This window comes from Methylophilus sp. DMC14 (assembly GCF_056314085.1).
The window spans coordinates 203578-218149 of record NZ_JBQUZA010000002.1; the positions used below are offsets into that span (position 1 = coordinate 203578).

The 14572-nt window shown below is 54.5% G+C and carries 11 protein-coding genes; 4 read left to right on the top strand and 7 right to left on the bottom strand.

All coding sequences use genetic code 11. The features are described 5' to 3' along the window. Window positions 1-16 precede the first annotated feature (16 nt). Window positions 17-2116 carry a glycine--tRNA ligase subunit beta gene (gene glyS, locus ACT53C_RS05225; RefSeq protein ID WP_476145159.1) on the bottom strand — a complete coding sequence of 700 codons (2100 nt, stop codon included), beginning with the start codon at window positions 2114-2116 and terminating at the stop codon, window positions 17-19. Next, entirely contained in the window at window positions 2113-3057 is a 945-nt protein-coding gene (glyQ, locus tag ACT53C_RS05230) for a glycine--tRNA ligase subunit alpha (RefSeq protein WP_476145161.1), read from the bottom strand. Before glyQ ends, glyS begins: the two co-directional genes overlap by 4 nt. A 171-nt stretch (window positions 3058-3228) precedes the next feature. Between glyQ and ACT53C_RS05235 the strand changes: the two genes are divergently transcribed. The 4 genes from ACT53C_RS05235 (at window position 3229) to ACT53C_RS05250 (ending at window position 8661) form a co-directional block, all read left to right on the top strand. Beyond that, entirely contained in the window at window positions 3229-3666 is a 438-nt protein-coding gene (locus ACT53C_RS05235; RefSeq protein WP_476145163.1) for a hypothetical protein, read from the top strand. Between the two features lie 63 nt (window positions 3667-3729). Further along, window positions 3730-4500, top strand: coding sequence for a TolC family protein (locus tag ACT53C_RS05240; protein WP_476145164.1), 771 nt, complete (start codon window positions 3730-3732; stop codon window positions 4498-4500). Next, entirely contained in the window at window positions 4497-5585 is a 1089-nt protein-coding gene (locus ACT53C_RS05245) for an efflux RND transporter periplasmic adaptor subunit (RefSeq protein ID WP_476145165.1), read from the top strand. Before ACT53C_RS05240 ends, ACT53C_RS05245 begins: the two co-directional genes overlap by 4 nt. Window position 5586: 1 nt before the next feature. Beyond that, window positions 5587-8661 (top strand): efflux RND transporter permease subunit, encoded by a 3075-nt coding sequence (locus ACT53C_RS05250; protein ID WP_476145166.1) that lies wholly within the window; start codon window positions 5587-5589, stop codon window positions 8659-8661. A gap of 496 nt (window positions 8662-9157) precedes the next feature. On the opposite strand, the gene lnt is transcribed toward ACT53C_RS05250, so the two are convergent. The 5 genes from lnt to ACT53C_RS05275 are packed head-to-tail and all read right to left on the bottom strand — an operon-like array spanning window position 9158 to window position 14520. Continuing rightward, window positions 9158-10636 carry an apolipoprotein N-acyltransferase gene (gene lnt / locus ACT53C_RS05255; protein ID WP_476145168.1) on the bottom strand — a complete coding sequence of 493 codons (1479 nt, stop codon included), beginning with the start codon at window positions 10634-10636 and terminating at the stop codon, window positions 9158-9160. Beyond that, window positions 10627-11478, bottom strand: a complete 852-nt coding sequence (locus tag ACT53C_RS05260; RefSeq protein WP_476145169.1) for a ChbG/HpnK family deacetylase — start codon at window positions 11476-11478, stop codon at window positions 10627-10629. The genes lnt and ACT53C_RS05260 overlap by 10 nt, the downstream gene beginning before the upstream one ends. Then, entirely contained in the window at window positions 11475-11861 is a 387-nt protein-coding gene (locus tag ACT53C_RS05265) for a GtrA family protein (protein ID WP_275356639.1), read from the bottom strand. The genes ACT53C_RS05260 and ACT53C_RS05265 overlap by 4 nt, the downstream gene beginning before the upstream one ends. Before the next feature lie 7 nt (window positions 11862-11868). Then, window positions 11869-12846 carry a glycosyltransferase family 2 protein gene (locus ACT53C_RS05270; protein WP_476145170.1) on the bottom strand — a complete coding sequence of 326 codons (978 nt, stop codon included), beginning with the start codon at window positions 12844-12846 and terminating at the stop codon, window positions 11869-11871. A 45-nt stretch (window positions 12847-12891) separates the two neighbouring features. After that, a complete protein-coding gene (locus ACT53C_RS05275; RefSeq protein ID WP_476145172.1) occupies window positions 12892-14520 on the bottom strand; it encodes an ArnT family glycosyltransferase in 1629 nt (542 codons plus the stop codon). Window positions 14521-14572: the final 52 nt, after the last annotated feature.

Consider the following 14572-nt stretch of genomic DNA (forward strand, 5'->3'; position numbering starts at 1 on the left):
CACTCCTGACGGCTGTTTAGCTGGCCAACTTGGACAAGTCAGCCACACGGTTCATGGCCTGATGCAAGGTCGCCAGCAGTCCCAGACGATTGGCTTTCAAGGCAGGGTCCTCGGCATTCACCATGACCTCATCAAAGAAGGTATCCACCGGAGCCTTAAGCACGGCCAGTGCCTGTAACGAAGCGGTGTAATCGCCTGCTTCAAACAGCTGATCCGCTTTAGGCTTGGTGTCAGCCAGGGCCTGATACAAGGCTTTTTCGGCCGCCTCTTGCAACAAACTGTCGTTCACTTCGGCCTTAACGTCCCCTTCAACTTTCTTGAGGATATTCGACACACGCTTATTGGCAGCCGCCAGCGCAGGCGCTTCTGCCAAATTGGCAAATGCTTGCACGGCACTTAACCGGCGCGGCACTTCTGCCAACTGGTTAGGTGACAAGGACAATACCGCATCCACCTCTTGCGCAGTCGCACCCTGGTCACGCAGGTTTACCGCCAGACGGTCAAAGCAGAAGGCCTGGATGGCTTCTGCCACCTCGGCATCCCCATGAAAGACGCTCAGCGTTTGTGCGATTAACTGGTCAAAGGCCAACGGCAAATCGGTTTCCATCAGCATACGCAAAATGCCCAGGGCCTGACGGCGCAAGGCAAATGGGTCTTTATCGCCAGTCGGCTTCTCGCCGATGCTGAATAGCCCAACCAGGGTTTCCAGCTTATCGGCCAAGGCAACCACCACACCTACCTGGCTGCGTGGTAAGTCATCACCGGCAAAGCGTGGGCGGTAGTGGTCTTCTATCGCATATGCCACGTCATCGGCCAAGCCTTCATGCTGGGCGTAATAGCGGCCCATAATGCCTTGCAATTCAGGGAACTCGCCGACCATATCGGTCAGCAGGTCAGCCTTGGACAAGCGCGCGGCTTGTGCCACTTTGGCGACAAAGCCATCACCGCCGATGTGTTGCGCAATGGCGGTGGCAATCGCCACCACACGCTCATTACGCTCGCCTTGCGAGCCGAGCTTGTTGTGGTAAACCACTCTCCCCAAGCCCGCCAGACGGCTTTCCAGCGTCTTTTTGCGATCCTGGTCAAAGAAGAACTTGGCATCGGCCAGACGCGGACGCACCACGCGCTCGTTACCGCCAATCACCTTGCTAGGATCGGCCGGATTAATATTGGACACAATTAAAAATTTATTTGTCAGCTTGCCGTTGACATCCAGCAGCGGGAAGTATTTCTGGTTGGCCTTCATGGTCAGGATCAGGCACTCTTGCGGCACCGCCAAAAACTCTTCTTCAAACTGGCCCAGCAATACATTCGGGCGCTCCACCAGCGCCGTGACCTCATCAAGTAATGCGTCGTCTTCAATCGGCTTTAGGCCTTGTTTGTCAGCCGCAGCTTGCAATTGCTGCGCAATCTCGGCACGACGGGCATCAAAACTCGCAATCACCGCCCCTTCATCCGCCAGTTGTTGCGCATAGGTGTCGGCAGACGTGAGCGTCACCACCGGATTTTTCGCTTCAAAACGGTGCCCTTGCGTGGTGTTGCCTGCCGTCAACCCCAGGGTTGAAATCGGCACAACGGTATCGCCATGCAAGGCGACCAAGCCATGCGCCGGCCGCACAAAATTAACACTTTCCCAGCCATCATTGATCTGGTAAGTCATCACTTTGGGAATAGGCAATTTGGCTAGCGTTTCATCCAGCGCTTTTTGCAAGCCTTCTTGCAAGGTCGCCCCCGCTTGAGTGGCATCCAGAAACAGAATATCGGCCTTGCCATCGTGCTCCTTGCGCAATTTGGCAACTGCGCTTTCGTTCTCGCCCAAGGCCTGCAACTTCTTCACTAATGCCGGCGTTGCATGCCCGTTGGCATCAAGACCAACGGTTGCTGGCATCAGTTTCTGCGCGACTTGCTTGTCCGCCGCTTTTTCGGATACCTGTGTGATATGTGCGGCTAAACGCCGGGGTGACGCAAAGGAGGTGACTACACTGCCCTCTGCCACCAGGCCAGAAGCTTTCAGGCTCTCGGCCAGCACACTACTAAACGACTCCCCCAGCTTTTTCAGCGCTTTGGGCGGCAGCTCTTCTACAAATAATTCAACTAACAGATTGCGGGTACTCATGCGGCGGCTTTCTTGTTTTGTTCGGCTTGTTCGCTTTCCAGTTTGGCGATGACTTCATCCGCCCAGGCTTTAGGCGCCATCGGGAAGCCCAGTCGGGCGCGACTATCGAGATAGCTGGCGGCCACAGCGCGCGCCAGGTTGCGGATACGGCCAATATAAGCGGCACGCTCGGTGACGGAAATCGCCCCCCGCGCATCCAGCAGGTTAAACGTATGCGCGGCTTTGAGCACTTGCTCGTACGCCGGTAGCGCGAGTTTTTCTTCCATCAAATGCTTGGCCTGCTTCTCATGCGCATTAAAGGCAGTGAACAGGAAATCCGCATCAGAATGCTCAAAGTTATAAGTCGATTGTTCCACTTCATTCTGGTGGAACACATCACCGTATTTCACGCCGGGCGAGTATTCGAGGTCATAGACGTTTTCCACGCCTTGCAGGTACATGGCCAACCGCTCCAGACCGTAGGTAATCTCACCGGTGATCGGTTTGCAGTTAATACCGCCTACTTGCTGAAAATAGGTGAATTGCGTCACTTCCATGCCGTTGAGCCAGACTTCCCAGCCCAGCCCCCAAGCGCCCAGCGTCGGGTTTTCCCAATCATCTTCGACAAAACGGATATCGTTTTCTTTCAGATTAAACCCCAGTGCCTCAAGTGAGCCGAGGTAGAGCTCCAGGATATTGGCCGGGGCGGGCTTCAGTACCACCTGAAATTGGTAGTAATGCTGCAAACGATTTGGGTTTTCGCCATAGCGACCATCTTTGGGGCGGCGGCTAGGCTGCACATAGGCGGCTTTCCAGGGCTCAGGGCCCAGGGCGCGCAAAAAGGTTGCGGTGTGGCTGGTACCAGCGCCCACTTCCATATCGTAAGGTTGCAACAAAGTGCAGCCTTGTTTGTCCCAGTATTCCTGAAGCTTTAAAATAATTTGTTGAAAGGTCAGTACCATGACGCCTGATCCAGATAAATGTAAAACCAATATTTTACCTGATTCAGCCCGGGTAAAGAAATTGCATTCAGGCCATGCCCAGCTACCTGGCAGCCCCATTTGAAGAGTTGAATACGTTTTTTACGGCTTTTTGCGATTGTGGCATTCACCGAATTTTGTTAGATTGAGAAGATGAGCACTTATCGCACATGGATATTGTTGTTGACGCTATGGTTTGCCTTGCTGCAAACCGTCGCGCCGCTCATGCACGCCCATGCTGCTGGCGATACCGCGGCGGATGACGGCCCACACATGCACATGGTGGATATTCCCGCCCTGCATGCCCAAGCGGAAGCTTCCAAGCACCCTTTTCACTGGCATGTACACTCCAACAAATCGCACGGTCAAATCATCGGCTTAGGCCAAGCCATCAGCGAAAGCAATCCGCTGTCATCACTGATAGATGCCTATGCCAGCTTTTGGCTGCCCGCCGCCATTTTGCCCGCGCTGCTGTTGCTGGCAATCGCGCTGCAACGGTCTGAAAACCCTTTTGAGCGACACCGTCAGGAACGCGCTCCGTCCAGTCTCACTCTCGCCTGCCACGGCCCACGCGCGCCGCCTTACGCCTGAATAAACACGCGTTGCACCGGTTGGCATTAGCCATCCGTTTGCCTGTTTTATTCAGGAGTCTCTATGTTTCGTTTATTCTGGGGAGTCAAACGCTCCCTGCTGATCGCCTGGCTTGCCGCCTGCGGCGTCTGGCTTGCGCAACCAGCGCTGGCTGAGAAAATGCCCGCCAGTGTCGCCCAGCATCCCACCTATCACGAAGATACCGTGGCACTCAATACACGCCTGTCACTGCACGAGGTTTTGCAGCAGGTGGTGGCCACTCACCCGCAACAAGCCTTGCTGGCCGCGGATCAGCAAATGGTCAACGCACGCAAAATCATGGCGAAAAGCTGGTTACCCCTGGCACCTAGCGTGGGCTTCTCTCATCAAAACGATGCCTGGCTAAGTGATCGCGATGAGCGCAAATGGCAAGCGCAAATGCATATCCCCATTTGGCTACCGTGGCAACGCGAAGCGCGTAGCCAGATAGCTAATTTAGCCGATGACAGCCTGTTACAGGATCAGGCCAGCCTGCAACAGCTGGCGGCAGACTTGTTGCGCAATGCGGTATGGGAGATTGCCCTTCGCCGCCAGCTCGAAAATGGCCTGCACGAAACCGAGCACAACCTGCAAGTAAAACGACAAGACGTCACTTTGTTGCAACGGCAGGACGCACTTGCAAGCGAAAATGCCAAGCTGGCACGCAAAGCCTACCAACTCGGCGAACTGGATTTTAACCAGCTATTGCGCTTGCAATTACTGGCTTTTGAAGCTGAGCGAAATTTAAGCAGCCAGCAACTTCAAGTCTCTTGGAATATCGCCAAATACGATCAGGTGATAGGAGTGTTCCCATGAAAAAAATAGTATTTATTGCCCTCTCGGCCTGCCTTGCATTTAAGGCAGGCGCAGCCAGCTTTTTGCCACTGTCGCCCAAACAAGTCCAGCAAATGCAAGTGCAGTGGGGGCAATTGCAAACGCAACAAACCGGGCTTTCGGCCAGCTATCCTGCTGAAGTCGTATTGCCCCCTACGCAAAGCCGGGTCGTGACAGCGCCACAAGCAGGACTCATCACCCGGCTCAATGTCAGCGTTGGTGATACCGTGAAACAAGGTCAAGTGATTGGCCAGATCAGCAGTCCGGATTTGATCGGCCTGCAAAGCAATTATTTGCAAAGTGAAACCCAGGCCAGACTCAACGATCAGGCGCTGAAACGCGACCAGGAGTTATACAGTGAAGGGGTGATTGCCCAGCGCCGTTTGCAGGAAACCCAAACAGCCTATGAAACCAGCCAGGCATTGATGCATGAGCGTAAACAAACGCTAAAACTGGCAGGCCTGAGTGACGCGCATATCCAGCAATTGACGAAAAAACGCATGATGCAAAATGAGCTGGCGATTATTGCTCCCATAAGCGGACAAGTCATGGAGCAACAGCAGCCAGTCGGTGCACGCGTGGACATGTCCATGCCCATCTACACCATCAGCAACCCCAAACCCTTGTGGCTGATGATACAACTGCCTTTTGCGCAAGCCAGCAAACTGAGCCCTGGCGCAGCAGTTCGTTTGCCCAAATTGGGACTGACCGCGAAGGTGGATACTGTATTGCGGCAGCTCAATAAAAACAACCAAACCACACAAGTGCGCGCCTCGATTAACCAGGGGGCAGAACAACTTTCCATCGGCCAGATTGTCGATGTCGCCCTAGTGGAAAATACAGCGCAGGACAGTTTTACCGTCGAGAGAGGTGCAGTGGCCCGCCAAGGTGAACAGGCGGTGATTTTTGTGCAGCAGCCACATGGGATCGCAGTTACCCCGGTCAATATCCTGCTGGAACAAGACCAGCATCTCACAATCAAAGCCGACTTGAAGGGCAATGAAATGATCGCGGTGCACGGGGTCGCAGCCTTGAAAGGACATTGGCTGGGGATGGGGGGTAAATAACATGTTAGATTGGCTGATTGTCACCTCCCTCAAACAACGCCTGCTGGTCTGCGTATTTGCCATCGGTCTGCTATTCGCGGGCTGGACGGCTTACCAGACCATTGCCATTGACGCCTTCCCTGATGTTTCCTCAACTCAGGTCAAAATCATCATCAAATCGCCAGGCATGACGCCAGAAGAGGTAGAAGCACGGATCACAGCCCCGGTTGAAGTCGAGATGCTGGGCATCCCCAAACAAACTAGTTTACGCGCGGTGGCGAAATATGCCCTGACCGATATCACCATCGACTTTGAAGATGGCACCGATATCTACTGGGCACGCCAGCAAGTCACCGAGCGCCTCAACAATGCCTGGCCCAACCTGCCTACTGAGATTTCTGGCGGCATCGCCCCCATGACCACGCCGCTGGGCGAGATGTTTATGTTCACCATAGAATCAGACACGCTCAGCCTGCAAGAAAAACGTACCCTGCTCGACTGGGTGATCCGGCCCCGTCTGCGCACAGTGCCAGGAGTAGCCGATGTCAATGCGTTGGGCGGTCTGGTGCGCAGCTTTGAAATCATTCCCGACAACACCAAACTGCAAGCCCGCGGCCTTGCCTTAAGCACGCTGCAACAAGCGATCAGTAACAATAACCGTAACGATGGCGCAGGCCGACTGAAGGATGGAGAAGAGTCTTTGCTAGTACGGGCAGAAGGCGCATTCAAGACGTTGGACGATGTACGCAATACCGTACTCAAAGGTCAGCAGGGCAATCCTATCCGCATCGCCGACGTCGCAGAAGTGCGCATTGGTGAGCTCACGCGGTATGGTGCCGTGACACGCAACGGCAAGGGCGAAACTGTCGAAGGGCTGGTGCTGGGCTTGCGTGGTGCCAATGCACGCCAAGTAGTCGATGGCGTACGCGCCAAACTGGATGAAATCGCCCCCACCCTCCCTAAGGGCGTCAATATTCATGTGTTTTATGACCGTGGCAATCTGGTCGAACACGCGGTACACACAGTGAACAAGGCGCTGATGGAAGCGGTAGTGCTAGTGTTGATTTTGCTGGTACTGTTTTTAGGCAACCTGCGTGCAGCGCTCACGGTCGCCTGTGCCTTGCCACTGGCCATGCTCGCCACCTTTTGGCTGATGCAGCAATATGGCATGTCAGCCAATCTCATGTCATTGGGGGGCCTTGCCATCGCCATTGGCATGTTGGTCGACTCTGCCGTGGTGGTGGTCGAAAACATCGTCGAACATCTGGCGCACAACCAAGCTTCACCCACCACAGATAAACTCGGCATCATTCTCGCGGCCATGCGCGAGGTCAGTGTGCCTGTCAGTGCCGGTATGATCATCATCATGACCGTATTTCTCCCCTTGCTCAGTCTGCAGGGGCTGGAAGGCAAGCTGTTTGCGCCGGTGGCCCTGAGCATTATTTTCGCTCTCGGTTCATCGTTGTTGCTATCGCTCACCATTATTCCGGTACTGGCCTCGTTCCTCATCCGCGACCAGGCCAGCGAAGACCCGTGGTTAATCCGGCACCTCAATCGCTGGTACGCCAACTCACTGAGCAAGGCCATGCAACATAAGCGCCCTGTCCTGCTGGCCGCGGTTATCCTGCTGGTACTCACTGGCGTCGTCTATCCACTCATCGGCAAAACCTTTATGCCCTCCATGGATGAAGGCGACATCATCATCGGCACCGAAAAACTGCCCTCTATCTCCCTGCAACAAAGCATCGCAACGGATAACCATCTACAACAAACCCTACTACAACAAGTGCCAGAACTGGAAGGCGTTTACTCTAGAGCTGGCTCTGATGAACTTGGTCTGGACCCGATGGGTGTAAACCAGACCGATAATTTTCTGGTGCTCAAACCACGTGACCAATGGCAAGTGCCAGACAAAGCCACGCTGATCGAAAAGCTGCGCCAGATCATGCACAGCACTCCCGGCCAGGATTACAACTTCACCCAGCCAATCGAAATGCGCGTCAACGAAATGATCCTTGGCGTGCGCGGTGACCTCGCCCTCAAAATTTTTGGTACAGACCTCAAAATCCTGGATCAAAAAGCACATGAAATCATCAATGTACTCAAATCTATCCCTGGCAATCAAGATGTCTACACGCCGAAAAATAACGGTGTGCAATACCTACAAATCAAGATAGACCGGGTCGCAGCTGGCCGCTTAGGTCTCAGCGTAGCAGACATCAACGCTCTGCTGCAAAGCCAGCTCGAAGGCAAACTGCTAGGCATCGTGCTTGAAGGCAACCGCCGCACCCCGATCTTGCTGCGCGGTAGCCAGATCGTGCGTGAATCCGCTTCCGACTTCAGCCAGCTCATGTTGGCGCTGCCACAAGGCGGCACCGTCCCGCTTTCCAGCGTCGCCCACGTCGTGCGTGAAGAAGGCCCGGTCAAGATAGACCGCGAACGCGGCAACCGCATGGTCGTCGTCACCGCCAATGTGAAAGGCCGTGACCTCGTCAGCTTTGTTGAAGATGCCAGACAAAAAGTCGCACAACAAGTGTCTCTGCCCGAAGGCTACTTGCTCAAATGGGGCGGCCAGTTCGAAAACCAGCAACGTGCCGCAGCACGCCTCAGCATCGTCATCCCGATTGCGATCGTACTGATTGCCCTGCTGCTGTTCATGACCTTCGGCTCCCTGCCCAAAGCCCTGCTCATACTCGCCAACATCCCTTTCGCCATGATCGGTGGCGTATTTGCACTGTGGCTATCAGGTGAATACCTGTCTGTCCCAGCCTCGGTAGGCTTTATCGCCTTGCTAGGGATCGCAGTACTAAATGGCGTCGTCATGGTCAGTCACTTCCAACACTTAACCGAACAAGGAATGGCGGCCAGCCTCATCGCCTACGAAGGCGCCAAACGCCGGCTGCGACCAGTACTCATGACCGCCAGCATCACCGCCTTTGGCTTGATTCCCTTATTGTTTGCCACCGGACCAGGCGCTGAGATTCAACGGCCATTAGCCATTGTGGTGATTGGTGGCCTCATCACAGCGACCTTTTTAACATTGTTTGTCTTGCCGATTTTGTATCAGCACTTTTTTGGTAGGGAAAAGAGGGGTTAAATGAGCAAGCAATTCTTCTTCGCCTTGATGTTTGGCTGACTAGTCAGGCAATCTTTTCGCCTTTAGACCAGTGATTTACCTCCAGAAGGTCACCTCGTCCTTCATAGTGTTGCGGCATAGGCTGAGCTTCAGGTGAAGCCGTATTGGCAGCTCTAGCCAACATGAGTTTCGCGAGTGCCTAGCCTCAGTCCGGCAAAACAATGGACGAAATCCCTAAGCCGAACACCGCAGGGAATCAGCGGAAACTCGGGTGCACTTTCTTTTGCTGACTTGTTCTTTGGGCAAGCAAAGAAAAATCACTCGCCGAGGGGCGAAATAGAACATCACAGATTACAAGCAACTATCCGCGTGGGCATCCATGCCCACCCTACTACTCTATCAATCAACCATGATGTGGACACAGAATGCCCTAAGAATCGCCTACCAAATCCACGCAGACCTGGCTGCACTCAGACAAGACTGGTCTACTTCAATCCGCAAACGCAAGCAGCAAGAATTACCTTCTCACCCTAATCCAGATCAATCCTGCCGCACTCAAGACCAAAAACGCCCAATTCCCCCACCAAACATAAGGCGTCTTTCCTTGGCAGCTCTGCGCTTCCCCCGTCAAGATCACCGCCTCATCATGCGGTGCATGCTGCAATACCTGGCCATTTTTATCGATGATGGCGGTTGCGCCCGTATTGGTGCTGCGCAACACCATCCGCCCGGTTTCAATGGCGCGCACCTGGCTGAATTGCATATGCTGGTCGGCCGCAAACGATTGTCCGTACCAGGCATCGTTGCTGATATTGACCAAGAGCTCGGCTTGCGGCAGTTGCTGGGCAATTTCTTCGCCAAACACGTCTTCATAGCAAATATTGACACCGACTTTTTGCCCGGCAATCAGCAATGGCTGTTTCGATGTGCCGCGGGATAAATCGCTGAGCGGCATATGCAGCCAGTCACGGTAGATCCAGCCGAACAGGCTTTTAAGCGGAATAAATTCGCCAAAAGGCACCAGGTGGCTTTTGGAGTAAGACTGTGTGGGAGAGCTGCCCAGGCTGATGGCGCTATTAAAGTACTGGTCTTGTTTGGACTCAACAACGCCGACCAAGAGGTCGCCTTTTTGCTGTACTGCGTGCTGTTTGAGAGCATCGAGATAGCTGGGCGCAAGTTGGTCGAGCAGCACCGGCAAGGCGGTTTCGGGCAGCACAATCAATTGGGCCTGGGTTTGCTGCACCATGTCGAAATACTGTCGCAAGGTCTGTTCCGCGTGCTCAGGCGACCATTTGATGGTTTGGCTAATATTGCCTTGCAGCAAGGCGACCGAGACAGGTTTTCCCGTAGGCTGCGTCCACGGCACCAGTGTCAGCAGGCTGCCGCCTAGCCACAATAGCGCGAGCATGATGAAGGCCGGTTTACGCTGCGGCGTGATCTGCAGGCAAGCAAGACTGGCGGCACCCAGCATGAGCAAGGCAGAGACACCATAGACGCCAACAACAGGCAGAAAGCCGGTGAGTGGACTGTCTGGGGCCTGACTGTAGCCCAGAGTCAACCAGGGGAACCCGGTAAAAATCCAGCTACGCACCCAGTCGGACAAGGCCCACAGCAGTGGCGCAGACCATAGCAGATGACCGACTTTTTTTGCCAGATAACCGGCGAGGGCCGGGAACAGTGCCATGAAGGCGCACAGGCAAAAGGTACAAAAACCGGCAAACCACCAGGGCATGCCGCCAAAGGTATGCAGGCTGATATAAATCCAGTAGATACCAACACCGTATAAGCCCAAGCCAAACGCCAGGCCCAGCCTGAACACTTGCGCGGGGGTGGCCGCCTGCTGCCAAAGTAGCAGCAACGCTGCCAGCGTCAGCCACGGTAACCAAAACAGATTAAACGGCGCAAAACCAAACACCGTTAACGCGCCTAACAGGCATGAAAGAACGGTTTGCTGGATCCACGAGGCCTGGCTGAGCCAGGCGGTGATTACGCGCATGGCAGGCCTTTCGGGTGGCCTTTGACTGGTTGCAGGTCCGCCATCTTAAGCCAGGCTGAAAAATCGGCGGACTGCATGACTTGCCACTCGATCATGCGCGCAATGGCGATGGGGTCCAAGGGATCTAACGTCTGTGTTGGCCGGGCAGGATGGCACATGAGCACAGGTGGCAATTCGTTTTGCATGGCAGGCCTCAGATGCTTAAGTTGTCTTGCCCATTCTATCCAGTGCGCCTGATAGGCGGCAGCATCGCCCTGAAAATCATAGACGCCTAATAAGACTGGCGAGACCCGGAAACCAGCCGCACTTGCCTGTCGCTGCAAGGCTTGTGCGCCTAGCCAATGAATAATGCGCGCCTTGAGACCGGTTGCTGCTGGCGGGCTGGAAATACGCAGCCAGGGACGTTGATCCACGGGCAGATGGCCATAGCGTTGTTGCATGACAGCGATCAACGATTCGCGGATCACTGGCAACTGGTGCACATGCAAGTGCCCATCGATATAATCAGGCGGCGTGTGCAAAGCCGCTTCAAAGGCATCCAGTTGCTGTGTGATATTCGCCGTCACATCTGCAGGGTTGAGCATGCCGCACAGGCTGCGCATGATCAGGACAGGATGTGCAAAGCGTGAGGTGTGCGCGTACTGCGTGAAATCAAGATGCAAGCCAATATCTGCCAAATTGCGGATGGCTGGCGTGAGATACCCGGCACTCTCTTGCCAGCGCGGACTCAGGGTCATGCAAGAGGTGGCGGTCAATACGCCGCGCTCGATCAAGGCCAGGATGGCGTCATCAATCGCGGCGGACTGCGCATAATCATCTGCACAAATAATGAGCTGCGTCATGCTTGGCCCTCATGGTGTTGAAATGCCCAAAAGCGGCTGAGCAGCCAGGTGCTTGCCGCGACCATCACCATCACGCAGCCGAGCACCAGCCAGAAAGGCAGCGGCGTATAGTTCAGCCCCAGCCATAACAGGGCCTGATTACCAAAGAACCCCAATAAGGCCACCGCAAAAAACTTGCAGAATGCCGCCAGATGATTGGCTTGTGTGCCGCGAAAAGACCATAGCCGATGACCGAGGTAACTGACCGGAAATGCGCATAAGAAACCGATCCAATTCGCCTGTGCCGGTGACAGGCCCCAGGCATGAGCCAGTAGCGCCATGACATAATGGACGGCAGCCGCGAAGGCACCAACACTGACAAACCCGAGTACTGAGGCACGCATGGGACGCTTAGCGGGAATCCGCTGACGGTGCAGGCGTGACGACTTCTGCCACAATGTAGGGTGGCCGCCCTTTGACCTCATCATAGACACGTGCCAGATATTCACCAAGCACGCCGATAAACAACAACTGTACACCAGACAGGAACATCATGCTGGCGACCACCGTGGGCCATCCAGGGACAGACTCATGAAAAAATAGCGCATCAATGACCACCAGCAAACCATAGGCAAACGCCAGAATAGCCAGGGTGGCACCAGTCAGGCTGGCCAGACGTAAAGGCAACACCGAGAAACTGGTAATGCCAGTCCAGGCCAAGGCAATCAGCTTGAGTTTTGAATAAGCACTTTCACCATGCAACCGCGGCAATGGGATGTACGGAATGCCGATCGACTTGTAGCCAACCCAGGCATAGATACCTTTCATGAAGCGGTTGCGTTCTGGCAGTGCACTCAGCGCATCGACCACTTTACGGTCCATGAGGCGGAAATCACCGGCGTCGCGTGGGATTTCCACATGGGTACTGCTACTCATCATGCGATAAAACAGCCGAGATCCCCAGAGTTTGAAAGGCGATTCCTGCTCACGGTCCTGACGCACGGCATAGACCATGTCATATCCCTCCCGCCACTTTTCCAGCATGGTGTACATCAGATCCGAGGCATGCTGGCCATCGGCATCCATACAAATGACGATCTCACCCTTGGCATAAGTCAGGCCAGCGCTGATGGCGTTTTCCTTGCCAAAGTTGCGGGAAAACTTGACCAGGGTCACACGACACTCTTCTACCAGGGACTGCACCACGAGAGAGGTCTGATCACGGCTACCGTCATCCACCACGACAATGTCCCAATTGGGCGACATTTGCTGCAAATCATGCCGGATATTTTGCAAAGTTTTTGCAATATTTTTTTCTTCGTTGTAGGCAGGCACCATCACCGTCATATGCGGCTGGGCAGATTGGCGATGGCTAACAGCAGTGGTCATGTTGTCATACTCAAAAATAACTGGGACTATTGTAGCGGATTGCGATTAGTTTTTGGCTGGCGTCGCCTTGCGATCCCCACCATCTAAGTGACGACGGTCCTTAACCACCGCCAGCCACATGCCTTCGCGCTGGACGCCACTGATGAGTTTGCCTTGCATGACCTCGTGGCAATGCATATTGGTGGTAGAGAGGAAAAAATCTGCTTCCTCCCAGCGGCGGGTGACACTGAAGCGACCATCCAGATAGGGCTCAATTTGCGGCGTGTCCACACAGGCAGCCACCCAATAAGGCTGGGTGCGCGCGGGCAAATGCAGGGCCGTGAGTTGGGCCGCAGCCGCCCGCAGGGCGCTGGACCAGTAATCGCCCTCCCACTTGAATTGTGCTTGTGCCTGATCGCCGACCAGACGATTCAACCTGACATATTGATAAGGATGCAATTGCACAATATCCACCAGCGTCACCAGCATGAGCCCGGCGATAACACCCGCCCACAGCGCCTGTGCGTGATAATGCAAGGACGATGTGCACTGCACGCAGGCCTGCCAAACCGCTAGCACAGACCAGGCAGACAAGATGGCCAGCAAGGGCAAGATAAAGGTAAAGTGACGGACACCATTGTACAAAGCTGGACGGTCATCCATGACAAAGACCAGCGGAAACAGGATGCCCATCAACAGCGTATACATAGTCATGCGTGTTACGATGCTAGCCAGACGCAGTGACCGTCTATTCACCAGCCAGAGCACTGAGACCCCGGCAAACGCCAGTAGCGCTGCCTCAGGCAACTTCACTGCCAGATACTGGAACAAATAGCTGCGTGGAACCTCGCTGATGTTATAAACCACCCCGTTGGCGATGGTTTGCATATTAAAGTCAAAATGGGAGAACGACTTGGCCGCCTCCAGTATGTTGTCCGCCTTGATCACGCTCCACGGCCAGCACATGGCCATAAACACAAACGCCAGCACCGCCGCAGGCAACAACACCCACAACATACGCAACAAGCGCGAAAATACTGGGGTGTGCAGCTGCCTATGATCAAGCCATGCCCGCAGCATGACCAGCAAAACCAGATAAATCACGGCAAAAGCGCCGCCTACGCGCAAGCCAAGCGCACCGCCGACTGCAAAACCGAGCAGGACAATGACTCTGCCACTCACCAGTTCCATGTCGCGCACTACCAATGCGGTGGCATACAGCGCCCACAGCATGCAGGTCGCAAACGGAACATCTTTGGTATGGGTAAACATGGTGCCTGACCACGACACGGTCAAAAACAACATGGCCATCGCCAACAGTGCCAGACGGGGGCCACCTAGCAGCCGGCCAAATTGGGAGACGCCATAAAAACCAAGCAAACCAAACAAGGCAGAAAGCAGATGACGGATATCCCAGATCATGATCGGGATGTAGGGGTCTAGTGCGGCCGCAATAATATCGAACAGTCCGCCATAGAGATAAAGATTACGGTAATGAAAAGCGTCCTGGTCCTTGAATCCCGACTGATACCAGTCAAGCAGCATCTGACCATAGGTATGCTGCACATATTCATCATTACTGATGCCATGCTGACGGAAGGTCAACGCCACCCATGCGACCAGCACAAGCCAAAACAGCCGGATCAACCAGCGGTAAAGTGACTCATTCGAGGAAGCATCTGTAGCAGCGTTCATGGGCCTTGCCATTAAAAAAATGAAACAGGCGCAAGCGTATCACGACACCCTG

What these genes read in the sequence shown, in the direction of transcription:
- glyS (WP_476145159.1), bottom strand. Translation starts at nt 2,116, where the DNA reads ATGAGTACCCGCAATCTGTTAGTTGAATTATTTGTAGAAGAGCTGCCG.
- glyQ (WP_476145161.1), bottom strand. Translation starts at nt 3,057, where the DNA reads ATGGTACTGACCTTTCAACAAATTATTTTAAAGCTTCAGGAATACTGG.
- ACT53C_RS05235 (WP_476145163.1), top strand. Translation starts at nt 3,229, where the DNA reads ATGAGCACTTATCGCACATGGATATTGTTGTTGACGCTATGGTTTGCC.
- ACT53C_RS05240 (WP_476145164.1), top strand. Translation starts at nt 3,730, where the DNA reads ATGTTTCGTTTATTCTGGGGAGTCAAACGCTCCCTGCTGATCGCCTGG.
- ACT53C_RS05245 (WP_476145165.1), top strand. Translation starts at nt 4,497, where the DNA reads ATGAAAAAAATAGTATTTATTGCCCTCTCGGCCTGCCTTGCATTTAAG.
- ACT53C_RS05250 (WP_476145166.1), top strand. Translation starts at nt 5,587, where the DNA reads ATGTTAGATTGGCTGATTGTCACCTCCCTCAAACAACGCCTGCTGGTC.
- lnt (WP_476145168.1), bottom strand. Translation starts at nt 10,636, where the DNA reads ATGCGCGTAATCACCGCCTGGCTCAGCCAGGCCTCGTGGATCCAGCAA.
- ACT53C_RS05260 (WP_476145169.1), bottom strand. Translation starts at nt 11,478, where the DNA reads ATGACGCAGCTCATTATTTGTGCAGATGATTATGCGCAGTCCGCCGCG.
- ACT53C_RS05265 (WP_275356639.1), bottom strand. Translation starts at nt 11,861, where the DNA reads ATGCGTGCCTCAGTACTCGGGTTTGTCAGTGTTGGTGCCTTCGCGGCT.
- ACT53C_RS05270 (WP_476145170.1), bottom strand. Translation starts at nt 12,846, where the DNA reads ATGACCACTGCTGTTAGCCATCGCCAATCTGCCCAGCCGCATATGACG.
- ACT53C_RS05275 (WP_476145172.1), bottom strand. Translation starts at nt 14,520, where the DNA reads ATGAACGCTGCTACAGATGCTTCCTCGAATGAGTCACTTTACCGCTGG.